This is a genomic window from Paraglaciecola arctica, assembly GCF_018861065.1.
GTDB classification, from domain to species: domain Bacteria; phylum Pseudomonadota; class Gammaproteobacteria; order Enterobacterales; family Alteromonadaceae; genus Paraglaciecola; species Paraglaciecola arctica_B.
Window position 1 is genome coordinate 1 of the sequence record NZ_JAHKQO010000024.1, and the last position, 18,128, is coordinate 18,128.

The following is an 18,128-nucleotide window of genomic DNA, read 5'->3' on the forward strand; positions in this document are numbered from 1 at the left end:
TATAAATATGAATTTTTTTGGTGAACTCTCACTTCGTGAGTGTCCACACAGATTGTCTTGTTCTAATTGTTAAAGAGCATGCTAACTTCGTTAGCGGCTTAAGATGTTGTCCGTAGACCCTCTTAAGCGGGAGGCGTATAATACGGGATTTAGACTTAGTGTCAACATTAAAATCAAAAAAAATGAAAATAATTTGATAATTAACCTTTATAAACACTCACTTCAGTAATTTTAGCAGATGAAGACGCCTAAAATATAAGCACAATTCAGATTTCTAGCGATAAAAAAAGGCATTCAATAAAATTGAACGCCTTTTGAATTTCACTATTTATTATATTTTTCAATAACTTAAAGTTAAGGCCATAGTGAAAGTGGGTAAAACTTCGAATAAATCCCCAAAAAAGCTAAAAATAGCTATTTGTCTTGAGTTTTATTTTCTCGATGACATTGTTCTTCAACATCATGGGGATCAGCAGCATCACCTACTACATCTTCTAACCTTACTTTGTCAACGGTTCTAAATGTATTGATTGGGCCAGCAAGTGCATATAACGCAAACACCAAAAATAAAACTAGAGCGGGCTCAGTCGCTACCACAACAAAAATCAACATTATTAGAAGCAATGCAACAAAGGGCACTTTGCCATGTAAATTTAATTCTTTAAACGAGTTATATTTAAAGTTGCTTACCATTAATAGGCCGGCGACTCCCGTAACAATTGCGACTATTACACCGTAATCTTGACCATTAATATCGTATTCCACTCCCACCCAAATCAAACCCGCGACCAAAGCCGCAGCTGCTGGGCTCGCTAATCCTTGAAAATAACGGCTATCAGCTATACCAATTTGAGTATTAAAACGTGCTAAACGCAACGCTGCACCTGCAACATAAATAAATGCAGCTAGCCAACCAATTTTTCCTAAACCAGTTAACCCCCAATTATAAGCGACTAAAGCTGGTGCCACTCCAAAAGACACCATGTCGGCCATAGAATCATACTCGGCACCAAATTCACTCTGAGTATTGGTCATTCTTGCCACACGACCGTCCAGGCCGTCAAAAATCATAGCCACAAATATCGCAACAGCAGCCGCCTCAAAACGACCATTCATTGACGAAACGATAGCGAAAAAGCCTGAAAATAGTCCAGCTGTAGTTAATAGGTTGGGTAGAAGGTAAATACCTCTTCGTTTTTGATCTGTCATTTAAGTACCTCTTTTATTTGTGATTAGAATATCACAGACAGACAAATTCAGAACGCTTTTAGCTGAAAATAGCATGACGTTTTATCAAAGGCTTCCATGCATATAAAGCCTATGTATATAGGAAAACATACCTAACGTGCGGATACCATACTAATAACAGCCACTAAGGGGTATATAATGACGCAGTAGTAAGACAATAAATAAGATTTAGTGTCGAAAAACTTTACATTTTTATTGAAAAGAAGTCCGAATCATGAATTATACCACTATAAATCAACAGGTTGTAGATTTGGCATAAATTCTGCTTTGACTTTGGAAGTAATATTCTATTCTAGAGAATTTCACGCACCTTACGTGAAGATTAGAAAGTTAAAAAGGAAACATACAATGTTATCAAAAAACAAATTCATTATATCGGTGTTACTAGCATTTATTGCTTCAACATCGAACAGTTTTGCTGGCAGTGGCCATAGTGGTTACAATGGCAAATATAAATCAGGCTGTTCTCATAGTACTCCCGACTCAGGAACCTGTGACTCATGGGAAGGTGCGCTCAACTATGACATGTACATTGAAAACGGAAGTGGGAATAACGTTGATGCTGGTTTCGACATCAACGGTAGCAGCGTTATAGTTGATGGTGTGGGGATAGAGGTTTCTGCTTGGTCGGATACAGGTAACTATGATGGTTATTATACAGACGGAAACTGGTACGGGTTGTATTATGATGATCCTAATAACTATGGTATCGAGGATGATACAATACATGAGGCCGAACTAGCAGGGCCTTGGAGTTCTAACGGCGAAACTGGTTTTGGTACGGAAAATGCCGATGGGGTCTACCAAAATAGCGGTGACTCCCACTCAATCGATAACTTCAGCAATGATTCCGGTGCTACAGATTATGATATGGTCTTATTCTCGTTTTCAGACGCAGTCTCTTTAGTAGGAGCAACTTTTAGCTGGTTGACTAATTCTTCGAGCACTCAACAAGTATCAGTAGTGGGATTAAACGATATCTCTGGGTTAACTGGTGGTAGTTCAACTTGGTCTGACATAGCAAGTAGTGATTCCGTTGTCACCTCAGGCTCTTTTCAAATCGAACATTGTGACGATGTGTATGTATCAGATTTCACCACTACCGATGCGGCTCAATATTGGTTAGTTGGAGCATATAATACGGCCTTCGGATATGTGGATGGTTTTAGCCGAAACAATGATGGCTTTAAATTGGCGAGTATAGGTTTTACCAAAGAGCCAGATTCTGTTGAAAAGCCTCCTGTAGAAGCCAATGCGCCTAGTTCGTTTGCATTGCTTATGCTTACCGGCGGATTTATGGCTTGGCGCAAACGTAAAACAAAATAGTTTACATATTTCTTAAATTAAAAAAGGTGGCTTATGCCACCTTTTTTGTTCACACTAATTGCTGTAATTTTTGTTAATCAGATAAAATTTTCATGACTATTAAACTACCTTTTCTTTTACTACTAATTGCACTTAGTCATAACCTAGTGTTTGCCAATTCGCTAAGTAACTATGAAAAAGCCCTAAGTGCTTATCAAATTAAAAAATACGATGAAGCCTTTATCCATTTAAAAAATAGCCTTCAGCAAGATCCAAACAATCTCGCCGCTAAAATACTAATGGGTCAATTGTTACTGATTGAAGGGTATTTATCGGCAGCAGAAACGGAGTTTTTTGAAGCCTTGCAACAAGGGGCTGATTTAAACCTCATCGCTGAACCACTAGGCAATGCCTTGTTATTTCAAAACAAATACTTGGACATACTTGATTTAGACTTCGAGGAAAAACTAGTCAACGAACAAAAAGCTAAATGGCTGATGATCCGCGCCAGTGCTTGTATACGTTTAAACAAACTAGATTGTGCGGAAAAAGCCTACAAAGACAACTTAATTAATGACGAAAATCACTTACAATCTATCAACGGACTAGCCTCTATCGCTTTATTTCAAAAAAACTATGCCATAGCAGAAGCCTTTATTGATAAAGCTATGGATATAACAAGTGAAGATGCTACCACTTGGCGACAAAAAGGCTTGTTAGCAAAAGCTAAAGGCAATCTAGATGTTGCAATTGATTATATGCAACAAGCGCTAACATTTAAAAGTGACGATCCTGTTACCCTACGTAATTTAGCAGATTTATATTTAGAGAGTAACGATTTAGACAGTGCTCGCTTATTCATAAACGATGTAATCGAAAAAACACCTGATGACCCACTCGCTATATTGCTGAGCAGTTGGTTAGAAAGCAAAGAAAAGTCGAAACCCATTGATGGTAAAAATTTAGAAAGATTAAACGAGATCCTAGCCGCTCTTGGGCCTGATGTCATCGCTGCGCAACCAGAACTATTATACATAAGTGGTTTAACTGCTTTTTTTGATGGAAAGCTAGAACAAGCAACAAGAGACTTTTCGAATTATCTATCAAAAAACCCAAACGATATGCAAGCGGTTATATTGTTGAGTCGCACCTATATGGCAACGCAACAAACTAAGAAAGCATTGTTGTTGTTGGAAGAACACCAAGGCAAATTAATCGAAAATTTGGATTCAGCGTTATTATTGGGTGAGTTATTTATTAATTCAAATAGGTCATTTAAAGCGCAAAGTTTAGTCGATGAACTTGAACAGGTATACGGTGATGAGCCTAAACTACAGCTGTTTAAAATAAAGTTAATGATGGTGCGAGGAAAACAGCAAGAAGCCTTGTCAATACTAGATGCAAACTTAGATAAAAATTTAGATAACCCTACATTTTTATTTACGTACAGTATGCTGCAGCTTCAAGGTAACAAAAAAGACAAAGCCCTGAAAAGTGCCAATGCTCTCATTGCGTTATTTCCCGACGATGCTAACTTTCTTAACTTAAAAGCTGGGATACTAGTTCGTTTAAATCGACTAAATGAAGCCCAAGAACTCATCGAGAAAGCACTAAAAAACGATCCGACACTATTTCCAGCTAAGTTTAACTTAGCTTCTATTTATAGCCGTAAAAGAGATTACGAGCGTTCTAATCAACTTATAGAAGAGTTATTAGTTCTGTCTCCCAAACACCTTCAAGTATTAACTTTAAAAGCTCACAATCTTTCTATGAACGGCGGATTAGAAAGCGCTATAGACATATACAATGAAATAATATTGTTGAACTCCAGTGACACTTACGCCAAAAGTCAGTTATCACAAATTTATTATAGAATGGGCGATTATGACAAAGCCTTGTACCACATAGACCGATTGTTAATTGATAACTTCACCAACGCAGAATTTCAATTGCAGAAAGCTCAAGTTTTGTTAAAACAAGAAAAAACTGCTGAACTAACAGAGTTACTGCTTAAGGTGAGTGTGTTTGATGATCTATCGATAGAATCGTTGATCTTATTAAGTAATCTTCAACGCTCTATAAAAAACATCGAGGGGGCAATTGTATCCCTAAGCAAGGCGGAAACGTTATCTCCAAAAAATAGTTTCATTAGCTTAGATAAAGCGAAATTATTCATTGAAACCGAACAATTGGAAAAAGCTTCAAAAGTAATCACTAGATTAGAGCCTTCCGAAGCCCAAAACGCTAATTTTTGGTTAGTCAAAGCCTTGTATGCTAATAAAGCAAAAAGCGAAACTAATACTGTAAAGTATTTGCAGAAAGCATTGACCTTAGACCCAAATTTTCATCAACCTTTAGTTTTACTCTACGAGATGAGTTTGCGTAATAGACAATTCGAAATATTCGTAAATAACGCCAATAAACTAATTGAAGCAAATCCCAATAACGTTTTTGCCAAAAACTTATTAGCTCAGTTTTATTTCATTCAGCAGGATTTTGTAAAGGCTTCGACATTATATAAAGAATTATTAAGCGCTAAAGTGCAAATTAATAAAGCTGAAATATACAATAAGCTAGCAATCATGAATTTAGATGATAATTTGCAGCAAAGTAAAGAATACATCCAACAAGCATTTGCATTAAACGAAACCAACGCCAGAATTTTAGATACCTATGGTTGGGTATTGAGCCTACAGGGCGACTACGAAGAAGGCTTAGGTCTACTTAGAAAGGCTTTCGCTAGAGACTCTTACAACCCAGAAATTAGATATCATATTGGTTTTAGCTTAATAAAACTGGGTAGGATAGAAGAAGCGAAAAGAGAGCTGAGCATAGCGGTAGATGTTGATAGACCTTTTTATAACCGAACAAAAACACAAGAATTATTAGATAGTCTTCAATAACCCGAAATATTCACAATAAAAAATCAATAAGTTCATGGCAAGGCTTTGATAGTTGCCTTGACATGAACTTGATTTGACCTTTAGTGAATTGTAAAAACTTCCTCGTCTACGTCAATTTTAATCACCGCATCTGAACTCAAATCTCCAGATAATAGCTTTTGTGCCAACGGATTTTCAATTTCTACTTGAATCGCACGTTTTAACGGCCTAGCTCCATACACTGGATCGAATCCAGCATCTGCGATTTTGTCTAGGGCAGCAAGGCTCATTTCCAATTTATAACCTTTATCGGCTAATCGTTCTCTGAGTGATCTCAGTTGAATCTTAGCTATTGAAGTTATTTGCTCTTTACCAAGAGGGTGGAATACAACCAGATCGTCCACTCTATTTAAGAACTCAGGTCTAAAGTGTTCGCCCACCACTCCCATCACAAGATCTTTCATTTGCTGATAGTTACTTTCCCCACTGACTTCTTGAATAATATCCGAGCCTAAATTCGAGGTCATAATGATCACGGTATTCTTGAAATCAACAGTCCGTCCTTGACCATCTGTTAACCTGCCATCATCTAATACTTGCAACAAGATATTGAAAACATCAGGATGCGCTTTCTCTACTTCATCAAGTAATATGACAGAATAAGGTTTACGTCTTACCGCCTCTGTCAAATATCCTCCCTCTTCATAACCCACATACCCAGGAGGGGCACCAACCATTCTTGCTACTGAATGTTTTTCCATAAATTCAGACATATCAATTCTAATCAAGGCGTCTTCAGTATCGAATAGAAAACTAGCCAAGGTTTTGCAAAGTTCTGTTTTACCTACGCCTGTTGGTCCTAAAAACAAAAAAGAGCCAATGGGGCGATTAGGATCAGATAACCCTGCTCTAGAACGGCGGATAGCATTCGCAACTGCGGTAACAGCTTCACCCTGGCCCACTACGCGCTTATGCAACGCTGTTTCCATAGAAAGTAATTTGGCTTTCTCCCCTTCCAGCATTTTAGACACGGGGATCCCGGTCCATCTCGACAACACGTCAGCAATTTCGTTTTCGGTTACCTTGTTTTTTAACAGGGTAGTTTCGACATTTTCTGACTCAGTGGCCAATTCTAATTTTGCTTCAAGCTCTGGGATACGTCCGTATTGTAATTCCGACATACGGCTTAAATCAGAGGCGCGTCTTGCTATTTCTAAATCTAACTTCGCTTGTTCAAGCTCAGAGCGGATAGTTTGTGTACCTTGCATGGCTTGTTTTTCAGATACCCATACTTTCTCAAACTCAGAAAACTTGTGTTCTGCTTGCTCGCGTTCTAGCTCTATTACTTCTAATCGTTTATGACTAGCGTCGTCCTTTTCTTTGGCTAACGCTTGTTCTTCTAGCTTTAACTGGATGATACGACGCTCAAGTTTGTCCATGTCTTCTGGTTTGGAATCCATTTGCAGGCGAATACTAGACGCTGATTCATCGATAAGATCAATAGCTTTGTCGGGCAATTGCCGATCACTAATATATCTGTGAGATAGCGTTGCCGCAGCGACGATAGCTGGATCAGTTATCTCCACTGAGTGATGAAGTTCATAGCGCTCTTTTAAACCACGAAGTATTGCAATAGTGTCTTCCACACTAGGCTCTTCTACCAACACTTTTTGAAAACGGCGCTCTAATGCTGCGTCTTTTTCAATAAACTGACGATATTCATTTAGCGTCGTGGCACCTACGCAGTGTAATTCACCTCTTGCTAAGGCAGGTTTTAGCATATTTCCGGCATCCATAGCTCCATCACCTTTACCGGCTCCAACCATAGTATGCAGTTCATCAATAAATAAGATCACTCGACCTTCTTCTTTGCTCAGTTCGTTTAACACCGCTTTTAAGCGCTCTTCAAACTCCCCTCGAAATTTGGCCCCAGCAATCAAAGCTCCCATATCCAGCGACAATACCCGTTTGTTTTTTAATCCCTCAGGTACTTCACCGTTTATGATTCTTTGAGCTAGTCCTTCGGCTATGGCCGTTTTGCCCACTCCTGGCTCGCCGATTAATACAGGATTGTTTTTTGTTCTACGCTGCAAGACTTGGATGGTACGACGGATTTCATCATCTCTCCCGATTACGGGATCTAGTTTTCCCTGTTCAGCACGCTCGGTAAGGTCTGTTGTAAACTTATCCAATGCTTGACGTACGTCTTCGGCGTTTGGGTCCGTGACCTTTTGACCACCACGCATTTTTTCAATCGCTTGTTCGATATTTTCTTGCGTAGCACCAGAATGTTTAAGCAGGTCTCCTAAACTGCCTTTATCTTGCAATGCCGCTAGCACAAACACTTCTGAGGTGATGTATTCATCCTTACGCTTTTGCGCAATTTTGTCGCTTAAATTAAGCAATACAACACTACTTTTCCCTAGTTGTACGTCTCCACCAGTACCTTCAACGCGAGGTAACTTATCCACAGCGTTTGATAAGGCGGAGCGCAGATTATTAACATTGATATTTGCTTGATCTAATAAAGGTCGAACCGAGCCACCTTGTTGATTTAATAAGGCGGTCATCAAATGTACAGGTTCTATATAGTGATGGTCACGACCCAGGGCCAAAGATTGAGCCTCAGACAAGGCTGTTTGAAATTTACTTGTAAAACTTTCTAAGCGCATAAAATTTCTCCACTAGAATTTTGCATAGCTTAGTTATGGGTACAATTTCCATACTAATCAAGTTGTTTGAATAAAGTCTGTACTTAAACCTCGGGCAAATTTGACCCAATCATGGCGACATTTGTAGAGACTTACTTGGATTATTAATATATGAAAACTAAAAGAATTTACTGACGGAGATCAAGTTTGAGTGATACTTGCTACTTAAGGTAAATAGCGCTAACAATCCTACCTGTTTTTGCTTCAGGAATATCCCCATTTAAGGCTTGATGAGTCACCCTGCGGTGAGAGAAAAATAGGTCTGATTGTGTATAGGTACAATATTCGCCGCCGTATATTTGGGATATCCCTATGGCCATCATTTTGTGTTTGGCAATCTCATAAATGTCACAAAAATATTTAATGTCAGCGCTTTGATGGTTTTCACGAAATGCTTGTGGGTAGTCATTAAAAATGTCTTTTATCTCTGGCCCTACTTCGAAGTGTTTTTGGCTAATAGCAGGCCCCATCCAAGCCATTAGTGTCGCTGAATTGGCCGCCATTTTCGACACAGTATTTTCTATTACGCCGTCTGCTAACCCGCGCCACCCTGCGTGAATCGCTGCAACACTAGTACCCCGCTGATCACATAACAATATTGGCAAACAATCTGCAGTCATCACAGCGCACACTTGCTGTTTCGTATTTGTACAACAAGCATCAGCTAGAGGTGTATCACCGGCAACACATTGATAATCAGTCAAATCTACACATGTATTGCTATGTGTTTGATTCAACCAAACAAAATTTTCACCATTTGGCAGCAATTGGCGGTTTTTAGTTACCAATTGCGGATCGTCACCTACATGTTGCCCTAGATTAAAACTATTGTAGGGAGGAGCGCTATTGCCCCCAGTTCTGCAGCTAGTATAAGCTGCAACATTACTAGGAGCGGGCCAGTTGGGCTGAATAAACCTAGGCAATTGCAAACTTATACTTCCCCACTACCGTGCTCGGACTTATCTTCTCTTAGTACTTCAAGCAGATCTGTAAAATCTTGTGGAAGAGGCGCCTGCCAGCTTAGCCATTGTTGTGTGACTGGGTGAGTCAGTTCTAGTTGAATGGCATGCAGTGCTTGGCGACGAAACATTCTTAACATGTTCACCATTTTTTCGTTGCAGGCTTTCGGCGGTTTGGGCCGCCCCCCATAAGCTTGGTCGCCAACCAAAGGATAACGCAAATGCGACATATGCACGCGTATCTGGTGGGTACGTCCTGATTCGAGTTTTAATCTAATATAGGTATGCGCCCGAAATTTTTCTTTCACTCTATAATGAGTGACGGCGGGTTTACCTGACTCACGTACAGCCATATTAGTGCGTTTGGTTGGGTGTCTTCCAATAGGTTCATCTACTGTACCGCCTGCTACCATAGTGCCAACAACAACCGCTTCATATTCGCGGCCAATTTCCCTGGCTTGAAGTTGCTCTACTAAGTGAGTCTGGGCAGGAATCGTTTTAGCTACCACCATTAATCCCGTGGTGTCTTTATCGAGTCTATGCACAATCCCAGCTCGAGGAACGTTGGCAATTTCTGGCGCGTGATTAAGCAAAGCGTTTAATACTGTTCCATCGCTGTTGCCCGCACCGGGATGCACAACTAAATTCATAGGTTTATTGATGACTAAAATATGTTCGTCTTCGTAAACAATATTTAGTTCGATATCTTGACCTTTATGTTGAACTTGCATTTCAATTTGAGCATCAATCTCAACAAGCTCTTCACCTAGTAATTTTTCTCTAGGTTTATTCAATATTTCCCCGTCGACTTTAACAAAATCAGCCAAAATCCATTCTTTTAAGCGAGATCTTGAAAAATCGGGGAACATTTCGGCCAAAGCTTGATCTAATCGTTTGCCAAGTAAGTTTTCAGGCACAATTGCCTGTAATTGAATTTTTTCATGTGCGGTAGACATGCATTAAACATCCTGAAAGTGTTTCGTAACGATTTATATGTGCATAGCCCAATTTGCTAGGGTAGAATGCGCTGCAGTTATCGATTTGGTAAAACACTATTCTAACGGATTTTTACCCCTAATGAATCATGCATGAACGATCGAAATAGAAATGAGAGTAAATAAGAGCAATATGATCAGTAAAATCAACCTTAGAAATATAATATTTAGCAGTGCGTTAGTTGTAATGGCTGGATGTTCATCGGCCCCTAAAGACGAAGACGTCGACCTAGTACTACGCAATAAAAGTGCGCAGAGTCTTTACGATGATGCTAAAGAAAAAATGCGTCTTGGTAACTTTAATGTTGCAACAGAAGCACTGAGTGCCCTGGATTCACGTTTCCCCTTTGGACCTTTGTCAAACCAAGTCCAATTAGACCTTATTTACGGTTATTATAAAACGGGTAAAACAAGTGAGGCGTTAGCAACTATCGACCGCTTCACTCGTCTCAACCCTAATCATTCTGATGTTGATTATGCGTTGTACATGCGTGGTCTTACGAATATGGAAGTGGACAGTAATTTATTTCAAGAACTAGTAGGAATCGACAGATCAGATCGCGATCCTAGTAACTCCCGTCAAGCATTTAACGATTTTAGGCGTTTGATTGAAAAGTTCCCAAACAGTAAATACGCAGCAGATGCACAAAAACGCATGTTGCATATCAAAAGTCGATTAGCAAAATATGAGATTAGCATTGCACGCTATTACATGCGCCGAGACGCCTATGTCGCTGCGGCTAATCGAGGCAGATTTGTGATTGAACATTATCCAGACACGAGTCATGTACAAGAAGCCCTTGAAATCATGGTCGAGTGTTATGACCAACTTAAGTTAGATGATTTAAAAAATAACGCGATGAAAACACTTAAACTCAACTATCCAGATAGCAGTTTTATAAGTTAACCTGAACTCGGGATAATCAACGCCTGTAAGCGACGCTATTTTTGCCCTTCTTTTCGTTGTTCAACATGAGTTTAGAATGACTAAACAACATGATGAACGCCTCGATAAGAACAAAAATAGCATCACTTACCCCAAATTGACCGTTAATAAGTATCGATGAATTTCGTATCTCATTGAAATTTAATTAAAATTTTTTTGTTGTGGACATTTCTTATCCCGAGCTCAGGTTAAGTTAATGATTTAAATAAAAAAACGCGCTTATAGCGCGTTTTTTTATTGACCAATGATTACTTAAAAAATAAATGGCTAAACGGGTTCAACAATCGAGCAATTCCCGCAGTAAAGTGCAATGGCTGGTCTACTATAGTAAAAACTAAGCAGCCATCATCTGCCTCTGAGTGCGGCAGATGTTTGTGGCGATTATTCATCAAGGTAAAGTCACCGCAGTCATACTCTGCAATACCATCTCCGTATTGACCGTCAATAACCAAAGTCATTTCAGTCCCTTTATGAGTATGTTCGGGAACCCGTCCACCCTTTTCCATATAAATAAAATTAGCTTTACCAATATCACCTAAATCAACCGGAGCCTGCCATAACTTGCCAACCAAACGAGACCAGTTACCAGTATTTTTAGCATACTTGCGCAACGCTCTAGGTAATTCAAAAAACTTGCCATCGAGCTCAATGGTGGCGTTATTTGCTATTGATTCTAGGTTATCTACAATCGGTAGTTCGGTAATTTTGCTGACCATATCGAGATATTGACTATCCAGAGGCTCAATCACTGTTTGCGGCGAAAACAATTCCTTGGCCAATTCAGCTTGAATTTCTATACAATCCTGCTGGCATTGTGGGCACATATCTACATGTGCAGAAATCATTAATGCCATTGCAGTCTCGCAATTTCCTGCCGAAAACCTCTGCAAATCAGCAAAATTAGGGTGAAAACTAATCATCGTCTTTTACCATCTCTTTTAATCGCTGTAATCCCAATCTGGCTCTAGACTTAACTGTACCTAGGGGAATACTGAGTTCATCAGCCACTTCCTGCTGAGACTTACCATCTATATATATTGCCTCTATTACCAACTTTTGTTTTTCAGGTAACGACTGAAACATTGTTTCAATCTCATCCATAGAAACTTGATGATCCAATGACACCTCATTTACGTCAGCGGTCTGTTCACATAAAATTGGCCATAAGTCATCGGAACACAGGTCCTCTTTGCGGTTGCGCTGCTTTCTGAGCATATCAAACCGAATGTTTCTCGCTATGGTAAAAATCCATGTAGAAGGGGAACCTTTTTCAGCATTAAAAAGGTGAGACTTTTGCCAAACATTGGACATAGTGTCTTGCACCATCTCCATAGCAAGGGCCTCATTTCCCATTTGTTTCAGTGCATAGGATCGTAGTCGGGGTGCGAAATAACTAAACACTTTGGCAAATGAGTGCCTGCAACGTTGTGTTGCAACAAGGCATAGATAATCTGACATTTCATCGGCACATTCGATTGGCTTTACGGCACTAATTTGTTTTGATTCCAGCGTTATTCCAACTAGCATCTACTTTCACCATCAATTCATTGATATTACTAATAGATACTTGTTGTATTGATTAAAGGATCACTCTACCAATTGTGTCAGAAAATCTAGCGCCTTAACACTGTCTTTTTGTTGTAAGAATTGTTGTTTTTGTTCAGCATTGACCGGCAATAGCTCTAGCCAGCGATATATCACCCAATTTAGGTCATTAAATTGAAGGGTTTCATATAAAAGACTCTGCTCTGGGTACTTATCAAAAATTTCTTTTAACTTGTCCCCTACCAGTGAAATATCATGCCCCTTGGGCTGATCTTGCCAAATATCTAACCACTGACACTCACCGATGCGCAATCCGTCATTATCAGTTGTAACACTAGAAATGGAAAAACACTGCTTACCTTCAACCGTTATGCCTAACATTCCGTCGCTCAAAACATTAAAATCTATGATCTGAACGTAAGTCCCAATTGGGTAAATGTGTTCATTTTTAGTTTTGTCTCCTTGGGAATTCAGCATACAGATCCCAAATCCCCTGTCATCTTTACACGCCTCCTTAATCAAACGCACATATCTAGGTTCGAATATTCTTAGGGAGATCCTTCCCCCAGGCAACACATGGGCCGACAAGGGAAATAAAGGAAGTGTGAAATATGAGTTCATATAAAAACTGTATCCGAGTAAACATAACGGTCTTTACGCCCATTTCTCCAATTTAGATCTAAAATAATAGTGAGATGTAGCTTTCTAAGTGATCTGTTAACGACTCAAATAGGTATCAATCCCAAACAATGACTCAGTCATCAAGACACTACCTATTGACGTAACTATATGCAGATAAAAAGACAAGGCAACCATGAGTAAAAAAATCGCAATCATAGGGACAGGGATTTCAGGTTTAACCTGTGGCCATCTACTCCATAAAAAACACGACTTGACAATTTTTGAAGCCAATAACTACATTGGTGGACATACCGCAACTAAGGATGTGGAAGTCAATGGAAAAGTTTACGCAATAGATACAGGCTTTATCGTTTTTAACGATTGGACCTACCCGAATTTCATTCAATTAATGGATAAGATTGGGGTTAAATCTCAAGCTACCGAAATGAGCTTTAGTGTCAAAAACCTATCCGAAAACCTTGAATACAACGGCAATACACTTAACAGTTTATTTGCCCAGAGAAGAAACCTACTCAGACCTAAATTTTGGCGGATTATAAGAGACATCCTAAAATTCAATAAAATATGTAAACAACAAGCATCAAATAACGTGGAGTTGGGTCAACAAACACTACAAGAATTTCTAACGCTACATAATTTCAGTGACGATTTTGCATACAACTATATTTTACCTATGTGCGCCGCCATATGGTCAACCAGCTTAGAAAATATCAAGGCCTTTCCTTTCACTTTTTTCCTGCGCTTTTTCAACAATCATGGTTTACTCAATATTACAGACAGACCTCAGTGGCGTTCTATAGTCGGAGGCTCTAGAGAATATATCCAACCTTTAATAGCCGGTTACGAAGATAGAATTAAGCTTAGTTGCCCTGTCAAGTCGGTAATCGACAACGGGAATAAAAAATTAGTCGTATTGCAAGACGACTCTGAAGCAGAGTTTGATGACGTTATTTTCGCTTGTCATAGCGACCAAGCCCTCGCTATTCTTGCGTCACCAAGTGCGAGACAAAAAGAAATTCTAGGAAATATCCGCTATGCAAAAAACGAAGTGATTCTTCACACCGACGACCGAGTATTGCCCACTCGAAAGCTCGCATGGGCGAGTTGGAACTACTTAATTAAAGGTTATGAAGGTGAGTCTCAAGCCCCTGCAGTTCTAACCTACAATATGAATATTCTGCAAAATATCCAGGCAGAAACTACTTTTTGTGTCACATTAAATAATTCTGAAGATATCGCTCCAAATAAAGTGTTAGGGACTTACGAGTATGCTCATCCTCAATATACTAATCAAACGGTTGAAGCTCAATCTAGAAGAAATGAAATTTCGGGAGCACAAGGCATACATTTCTGCGGCGCCTATTGGTATAACGGTTTTCACGAAGATGGAGTACGCAGTGCTTTAGATGTTTGTGCTTTGTTTGGCGAGCAACTCTAGTGAAAAGTGCTTTATTTAAAGGCAGTGTTTACCACTGTCGATTTGTCCCCAAGAAACATTCTTTCAATTACCAGATATTTTTAATGTGGTTAAACCTCGATGAAATAGACCAAATTGAATCCGAGGTAAAAGGTTTTGCAATCAAGTCTTGGGCACCGCTTAGATTTAGACGCAGCGATTATTTAGGTGACCCCAACATACCACTGAAACAAGCGGTATTAGAAAAAATGTCTGAATTGTCGCAACAAAAACTCAATGGAGAGGTATATCTATTAGGTCAAACCCGAACCTTTGGGCTGTATTTTAGTCCCGTCAATTTTTATTACTTGCAACAACAAGATGGCGTATTTAGTCATATGTTAGCTGAAGTAAGTAATACGCCTTGGAACGACAGACATTGTTATCTAGTGGATTTATCTAAGCAAGAAGATTGCGATAAAGTATTCCATGTTTCTCCCTTCAACCCAATGGATATGCAATATAAGTGGAAGGTTTCACAACCACAAAAATCGCTTCAATTAACCTTATCATGTCATAAAGAAGTGAAGCATTTTGTCGCTAGCTTAAATTTGTCACGGATAGAACTGAACTCTAGAAGCCTTTTCAACGTATTACTGAGTATTCCAAGCATGACGATAAAAACCGTGTTCGGAATTTATTGGCAAGCGCTTAAACTTTTTATTAAAGGTGTGCCGTTTTATCCACACCCAGAACAAGGTAAAAAATAACTATGGCAAACGCAGAACAAGCACTAAGAGGAACTTCTAGCGCATCTTGGCAACACAGGTTGTGCCGTTCAATTATGTTGAAAGTATTTTCCAGCCTACCACAAGGTCAGATAGTGATTAAGGAACGCGGTGTGCTGGTAGATACCTTTGGCGAAAAAGACTCTGACTTGCACGCTGAAATCGACTTTCAGTGTCTTAGTGTTTATCAAAGTTTGTTGTTCGGAGGCAGTATAGCGTCTGGAGAGACGTTTTCAGAAGGCTTATGGACGACTCCGAATTTAACCAACGTTATTCGTATATTCGCCCGAAATTTACCTTTACTCGATAGTTGGGAAGCTAAGATGCAGTGGTTAGCATTCCCAATTCGTAAAATTGGACATATAGCGAATAAAAACTCAGCATCAGGTTCTAAGAAAAATATTGCGGCACACTATGACCTAGGTAACAAACTATACACACGATTTCTTGATGACAGCATGATGTACTCTGCGGCTATATACCCGTCACCAGAAGCGACTTTAGCACAAGCTCAAACCACTAAGTTGACAGCTATTTGTGACAAATTGCAGTTAACTCCGAGTGACCATTTACTTGAAATAGGCACTGGTTGGGGTGGCTTGGCTGTATTTGCTGCAAAAAATTATGGCTGTAAAGTCACCACCACAACAATTTCAGAAGAGCAACATCAGTACACTCAAGAATTAATAGATAAAGAAGGACTGCAACACAAAATTACTCTACTGAAAAAAGATTATCGGCTACTCGAGGGCAAATATGACAAGTTAGTATCAATTGAAATGATTGAGGCAGTAGGTAAAGAGTTTTTGCCAACCTTCTTTAAAAAGTGTTCGAGTCTTCTAAAAGAACAAGGTTTAATGATGCTACAAGCGATTACTATTAGTGATCATCGATTCGACAGCTACAGCAAAAGTGTAGACTTCATTCAAAAGCATATTTTTCCTGGAGGTTTTTTACCTTCACAATTATTAATTAACCAGCACTTGAGAAAACATACAGACATGATGATCCGTGATCTCCATGACATCGGTTTAGATTACGCACGCACGTTAAAAGATTGGCATCACAGACTACTCGAAAACAAAGAGCCACTAGAGAAAGATGGTTATGACGAACGATTTATGAATATGTGGCGTTATTATTTTAGCTATTGTGAAGGGGGCTTCTTAGAACGCACTATTAGTACAGTACAATTAGTCATCAGCAAACCCGCTTTTTCACAAAATATTAGTCGTTAGGTTGTCGCTAACTTATGCGTATTACGTCTTCTAAAACCTACCTAATCTGGCTCTTTAGCTGGGTATTGTCCTTACTCATTTCTGGAGCAACTATGGCGGATCCTCTTTCTGAATTAAAAAAAGTGGGTGAAGCCAAATTAAAAGTGTTGTTTTGGGATGTTTACGATTCGAGCCTATTTAACCAAACGGGAATTTACCAAGCCGACCAATTTCCACAGGCATTAAAAATCAATTACTTGAGAGATATCGATGCAGAAGATCTAGTGGCAACAACGCAACAAGAATGGCAAAAGCTTGGCATTGAACCCACATTTTTTAACGCATGGATCCCTTTGTTGGCAGAGATATTTCCCGATATCAAAAAAGGTGACACTCTTTTATTAGATGTCAGTGAGAACCTACATAGTGAGTTTTATTTTAACGGCAAAAGCATTGGTAAAATTAAAGACGAAAATTTCGGACCAAGCTTCTTGCGAATTTGGTTGGACCAAAACTGCAGCTATCCGAAAGTACGCAAAAAACTTCTAGGATTAAACAAATGAAATCATACAAATTTTGGCTCTTGATAATAATATCACCTATCTTTTTGTCTTGCAGCACTTCGCTAGATGATTATGAAAACACCACGCCTAAATTCGATTTACCGAGTTATTTTAACGGCGAAGTGACGGCTTGGGGAATAGTGCAAGATTACTCGACGAAATTAACAAGGCGCTTTTGTGTGGATATTGTAGGAACGTGGCAGGGCAATAAAGGACAATTACACGAAACCTTCTATTACAACGACGGCGAACAACAAATTCGTATTTGGGATTTGAACATTTTGGCCGATGCTAGTGTTACCGGAAGCGCTGCAGATGTTATAGGGCAAGCTAGCGGCAAGTCAAAAGGTACGGCATTCAATTGGCAATACACGTTACGAGTGCCGGTGGATGATACTGAGTATGACTTGTTTGTTGACGACTGGATGTATCTGTTGGACGACAAAAGAATGATGAACCGCTCTTACATGAAAAAGTTTGGTATCACTGTTGCCGAGGTTTCAATCTTTTTCGATAAAACTGCACCTATCAGAAAATGTAGTTCAGAAAATGTAGATAATTTGTAAATTTCCGAACAAAGGATTGTTTAGTGCTTTTATCACCCTAGTCATTTATTTAATAGTAGGGCGCCAAAGACAACAAGAGACTCAATTAAGTAACGATCAAAAACGCCAAGAATTAGCACGCACTTAAGTTATAACTCTGCATACCTAAGTATCACCTCGTAGATTTTTTAATCAATTCAAATGGTTTTTAATGACTCCATCGACACGCAGCAATATCTGCGAAATAACAATAAACTAAACTCGAGGAACTTAACCATGTTGAAAATAGTTAAAACTTCTATCGCTATCGCTACTATCTCTTTATTCACTGCGGGTAACGCACAAGCTGATGTAGGCGAAGCTTTAAAAAATATCTGTACTATCGT

15 protein-coding genes and 1 pseudogene are annotated in these 18,128 nt (G+C 39.2%); 9 read left to right on the forward strand and 7 right to left on the reverse strand.

Annotated elements, in window-relative coordinates; translation table 11 throughout:
* Positions 1-414: 414 nt before the first annotated feature.
* Positions 415-1,209 carry a CDP-diacylglycerol--serine O-phosphatidyltransferase gene (gene pssA, locus KO534_RS09530; protein ID WP_215929425.1) on the reverse strand — a complete coding sequence of 265 codons (795 nt, stop codon included), beginning with the start codon at positions 1,207-1,209 and terminating at the stop codon, positions 415-417.
* Between the two features lie 387 nt (positions 1,210-1,596).
* Here pssA and xdp1 point away from each other — a divergent pair, with 387 nt between their 5' ends.
* Positions 1,597-2,574, forward strand: a complete 978-nt coding sequence (gene xdp1 / locus KO534_RS09535) for an exosortase-dependent surface protein XDP1 (RefSeq protein WP_215929426.1) — start codon at positions 1,597-1,599, stop codon at positions 2,572-2,574.
* A 92-nt stretch (positions 2,575-2,666) separates the two neighbouring features.
* Positions 2,667-5,456 carry an XrtA/PEP-CTERM system TPR-repeat protein PrsT gene (gene prsT / locus KO534_RS09540; protein ID WP_215929427.1) on the forward strand — a complete coding sequence of 930 codons (2,790 nt, stop codon included), beginning with the start codon at positions 2,667-2,669 and terminating at the stop codon, positions 5,454-5,456.
* 80 nt (positions 5,457-5,536) lie between these two features.
* On the opposite strand, the gene clpB is transcribed toward prsT, so the two are convergent.
* From clpB to rluD, 3 genes are all read right to left on the reverse strand, one after another.
* Positions 5,537-8,107, reverse strand: coding sequence for an ATP-dependent chaperone ClpB (gene clpB, locus KO534_RS09545; RefSeq protein WP_215929428.1), 2,571 nt, complete (start codon positions 8,105-8,107; stop codon positions 5,537-5,539).
* A gap of 200 nt (positions 8,108-8,307) precedes the next feature.
* A complete protein-coding gene (pgeF, locus tag KO534_RS09550; protein ID WP_252732053.1) occupies positions 8,308-9,075 on the reverse strand; it encodes a peptidoglycan editing factor PgeF in 768 nt (255 codons plus the stop codon).
* A 2-nt stretch (positions 9,076-9,077) separates the two neighbouring features.
* Positions 9,078-10,061, reverse strand: a complete 984-nt coding sequence (gene rluD, locus KO534_RS09555; RefSeq protein WP_215929429.1) for a 23S rRNA pseudouridine(1911/1915/1917) synthase RluD — start codon at positions 10,059-10,061, stop codon at positions 9,078-9,080.
* A gap of 172 nt (positions 10,062-10,233) precedes the next feature.
* On the opposite strand from rluD, the gene KO534_RS09560 reads away from it, so the two are divergent.
* Positions 10,234-11,007: an outer membrane protein assembly factor BamD gene (locus KO534_RS09560; RefSeq protein ID WP_215929430.1), complete on the forward strand. Its 774-nt coding sequence runs from the start codon at positions 10,234-10,236 to the stop codon at positions 11,005-11,007.
* A 287-nt stretch (positions 11,008-11,294) separates the two neighbouring features.
* On the opposite strand, the gene KO534_RS09565 is transcribed toward KO534_RS09560, so the two are convergent.
* From KO534_RS09565 to KO534_RS09575, 3 genes are read right to left on the reverse strand one after another with little or no spacing between them, the layout of a single operon-like run.
* The gene (locus tag KO534_RS09565; RefSeq protein ID WP_215929431.1) at positions 11,295-11,966 is read right to left on the reverse strand and encodes a ChrR family anti-sigma-E factor; all 672 of its coding nucleotides are present in this window, start codon (positions 11,964-11,966) and stop codon (positions 11,295-11,297) included.
* Positions 11,959-12,573: a sigma-70 family RNA polymerase sigma factor gene (locus KO534_RS09570; RefSeq protein ID WP_215929432.1), complete on the reverse strand. Its 615-nt coding sequence runs from the start codon at positions 12,571-12,573 to the stop codon at positions 11,959-11,961. Before KO534_RS09570 ends, KO534_RS09565 begins: the two co-directional genes overlap by 8 nt.
* Before the next feature lie 60 nt (positions 12,574-12,633).
* The gene (locus tag KO534_RS09575; protein ID WP_215929433.1) at positions 12,634-13,212 is read right to left on the reverse strand and encodes an LON peptidase substrate-binding domain-containing protein; all 579 of its coding nucleotides are present in this window, start codon (positions 13,210-13,212) and stop codon (positions 12,634-12,636) included.
* A 193-nt stretch (positions 13,213-13,405) separates the two neighbouring features.
* On the opposite strand from KO534_RS09575, the gene KO534_RS09580 reads away from it, so the two are divergent.
* The 6 genes and pseudogenes from KO534_RS09580 to KO534_RS23860 all read left to right on the forward strand — a co-directional run.
* Positions 13,406-14,671, forward strand: a complete 1,266-nt coding sequence (locus KO534_RS09580; protein WP_215929434.1) for an NAD(P)/FAD-dependent oxidoreductase — start codon at positions 13,406-13,408, stop codon at positions 14,669-14,671.
* Positions 14,671-15,399 carry a DUF1365 domain-containing protein gene (locus KO534_RS09585; RefSeq protein WP_215929435.1) on the forward strand — a complete coding sequence of 243 codons (729 nt, stop codon included), beginning with the start codon at positions 14,671-14,673 and terminating at the stop codon, positions 15,397-15,399. The genes KO534_RS09580 and KO534_RS09585 overlap by 1 nt, the downstream gene beginning before the upstream one ends.
* 2 nt (positions 15,400-15,401) lie before the next feature.
* A complete protein-coding gene (locus tag KO534_RS09590) occupies positions 15,402-16,655 on the forward strand; it encodes an SAM-dependent methyltransferase (protein WP_215929436.1) in 1,254 nt (417 codons plus the stop codon).
* Positions 16,656-16,669: 14 nt separating this feature from the next.
* A complete protein-coding gene (locus KO534_RS09595) occupies positions 16,670-17,197 on the forward strand; it encodes a chalcone isomerase family protein (RefSeq protein WP_252732055.1) in 528 nt (175 codons plus the stop codon).
* Positions 17,194-17,763 carry a DUF3833 domain-containing protein gene (locus KO534_RS09600; RefSeq protein WP_215929437.1) on the forward strand — a complete coding sequence of 190 codons (570 nt, stop codon included), beginning with the start codon at positions 17,194-17,196 and terminating at the stop codon, positions 17,761-17,763. Before KO534_RS09595 ends, KO534_RS09600 begins: the two co-directional genes overlap by 4 nt.
* A gap of 255 nt (positions 17,764-18,018) precedes the next feature.
* Positions 18,019-18,128: pseudogene (locus KO534_RS23860) on the forward strand (DUF3718 domain-containing protein); the annotation flags it as partial.

Excerpts from the sequence above, each read along its gene's own strand:
- prsT (WP_215929427.1), top strand. The coding sequence starts at position 2,667 with ATGACTATTAAACTACCTTTTCTTTTACTACTAATTGCACTTAGTCAT.
- KO534_RS09600 (WP_215929437.1), top strand. The coding sequence starts at position 17,194 with ATGAAATCATACAAATTTTGGCTCTTGATAATAATATCACCTATCTTT.
- KO534_RS09570 (WP_215929432.1), bottom strand. The coding sequence starts at position 12,573 with ATGCTAGTTGGAATAACGCTGGAATCAAAACAAATTAGTGCCGTAAAG.
- KO534_RS09595 (WP_252732055.1), top strand. The coding sequence starts at position 16,670 with ATGCGTATTACGTCTTCTAAAACCTACCTAATCTGGCTCTTTAGCTGG.
- pssA (WP_215929425.1), bottom strand. The coding sequence starts at position 1,209 with ATGACAGATCAAAAACGAAGAGGTATTTACCTTCTACCCAACCTATTA.
- KO534_RS09580 (WP_215929434.1), top strand. The coding sequence starts at position 13,406 with ATGAGTAAAAAAATCGCAATCATAGGGACAGGGATTTCAGGTTTAACC.
- KO534_RS09590 (WP_215929436.1), top strand. The coding sequence starts at position 15,402 with ATGGCAAACGCAGAACAAGCACTAAGAGGAACTTCTAGCGCATCTTGG.
- KO534_RS09560 (WP_215929430.1), top strand. The coding sequence starts at position 10,234 with ATGATCAGTAAAATCAACCTTAGAAATATAATATTTAGCAGTGCGTTA.
- rluD (WP_215929429.1), bottom strand. The coding sequence starts at position 10,061 with ATGTCTACCGCACATGAAAAAATTCAATTACAGGCAATTGTGCCTGAA.
- KO534_RS09565 (WP_215929431.1), bottom strand. The coding sequence starts at position 11,966 with ATGATTAGTTTTCACCCTAATTTTGCTGATTTGCAGAGGTTTTCGGCA.
- clpB (WP_215929428.1), bottom strand. The coding sequence starts at position 8,107 with ATGCGCTTAGAAAGTTTTACAAGTAAATTTCAAACAGCCTTGTCTGAG.
- xdp1 (WP_215929426.1), top strand. The coding sequence starts at position 1,597 with ATGTTATCAAAAAACAAATTCATTATATCGGTGTTACTAGCATTTATT.
- KO534_RS09575 (WP_215929433.1), bottom strand. The coding sequence starts at position 13,212 with ATGAACTCATATTTCACACTTCCTTTATTTCCCTTGTCGGCCCATGTG.